The 1,603-nt window shown below is 70.0% G+C and carries 1 protein-coding gene and 1 pseudogene; one reads left to right on the plus strand and one right to left on the minus strand.

Going from position 1 to position 1,603, the window contains the following annotated elements:
* Nucleotides 1-100: 100 nt before the first annotated feature.
* Nucleotides 101-1,132, minus strand: a complete 1,032-nt coding sequence (locus ACOJVU_RS12610) for a glycoside hydrolase family 6 protein (RefSeq protein WP_421530089.1) — start codon at nucleotides 1,130-1,132, stop codon at nucleotides 101-103.
* A 53-nt stretch (nucleotides 1,133-1,185) separates the two neighbouring features.
* Here ACOJVU_RS12610 and ACOJVU_RS12615 point away from each other — a divergent pair.
* Nucleotides 1,186-1,491: pseudogene (locus ACOJVU_RS12615) on the plus strand (enoyl-CoA hydratase); the annotation flags it as partial.
* Nucleotides 1,492-1,603 lie beyond the last annotated feature (112 nt).

The following is a 1,603-nucleotide window of genomic DNA, read 5'->3' on the forward strand; positions in this document are numbered from 1 at the left end:
CGCTCGCCGAATTGGCCTCCGAGATCCTCGGCCACCGGGAGGAGTCATCGCCAGCGAGCTCCCCGCATTGGCGCAGCGACTCGGCACCGGCGGTGCAGGGCTACTGGCCCGCGTTGCGGGCCAGGTCGATGGCGTACTGGTTCACGAACGTGCCCGCTGGCGGGTCGCCTTCGTCGCAGGTCCCGTCGGATTCACCGGGACGTTTGATCCACAGGTAGGCGTCGGCGTGCGCTCCACCGGTGGCCGCGGTCGGCGCAGCGCCCAGCGCCCGGCCGCTGGGGTTGCACCAGTTCAGCTTCGAGTCGGGCGCCGGCCCGGCGCCGTTGCGCGAGGTGTCGATCACGTAGTGCGAACCGTTCGTGAGCCCCGAAATCGCCTCGCCGTAACCGATTTCGTCCTCCGTGGTGAAGAAGTTGGCCGTGTTGAGGCTGAAGCCCCGCGCGTGCCCGACGCCGGCCTGGTTGAGCCTGGCCGACATGTCCTCGGGAGTGTGCCAGCGCAGGTGGCCGCCGTCGACGTACACGGCCGTGCCCGGATTGCGGCTCAGCGTGTCGACGGCGTAGCGGATCAAGTCGTAGCGCTCTTGGCGTTGGTCCGCAGACAGGCAATCGGCCATGGCGAGTGCATCCGGCTCGAGGATGATCGCCGTGCGCGACGCGCCCACGTCCGAGGCGATGCCGTCGATCCAGGCGCGGTAGGCGTCGGCCGTCCCGAAGCCCCCCGCGGCGAAGCTGCCGCAGTCGCGATGGGGAATTCCGTACAGCGTCAGCACCGGGAGAGCCCCGGCAGCCTGCGCGTCGCCGGTGTACCTGGCGACCGTGGCCGCCGACGAGCCCGGGACGATCCAGTACGCCTGCGGCGTGTTGGCGATGGCCGTGAGCTCGGGACTCGGCGGATCGGCGTGCTGCGCGGCGCGCATGGCCGCCGAGGCGGGATTGACGTAGAGGGGCATGCCGGCGAACGGGTTGGCGTCATCGGCCAAGCGCACCGCCGGGGCGGGACCGACCTGCACCGGGTGGCCGAGAAAACCCGTGCCGGTAACCGTCGCGACCGTGAGTAAGGGGGCGATCCACCGCCCGACTGCACCAGTAGCTGAAAACATCACCTTAGGGAAATTAGTGCTCGAGGCCATCGAGCGCCAATCCCCCCGGGACGCCAGGGATCCTTCACGCAGCCCCTTCAAGGATGCTGCAGCGCGCGGTGGGTCCGCAGGCCGCCCGCGCGGCACTCCTGTTCGGCATGCGCTTCGACGCCGACGCCGCCGTGCACCACGGGCTGGCGCTCAGCGTCGCCGACGATCCGGTCGCCGCCGCGCGGGACCTGGCCACCGGCCCGGCGGCCGCCCCGCGCGACGTGGTGCTGACAACCAAGTCGGCGATGCGCGCCACCGCCCACCCGGGAGCGTTCGACAAGAAGGCCCACGAGTTCGCCATGCGGACCGAGTTGGGGCCGCAGGCACAAACCATTCAATCCATTCAATCGCCGGAATGAACCACCCCGAGTTTCGTGCACACCTTCTTTTGTGGGAAGGATGGCACGACGCCAAGCAAGCACGACCCGGAGGTCAAGGCGTAGGCGGTCCGGCTGGTCCGGGGGCATCGCG

It is taken from the genome of Mycobacterium sp. THU-M104 (assembly GCF_049197365.1).
Classification (GTDB): domain Bacteria; phylum Actinomycetota; class Actinomycetes; order Mycobacteriales; family Mycobacteriaceae; genus Mycobacterium.

Coding starts and splice junctions, on each gene's coding strand:
- ACOJVU_RS12610 (WP_421530089.1), bottom strand. CDS start 1,132: ATGGCCTCGAGCACTAATTTCCCTAAGGTGATGTTTTCAGCTACTGGT.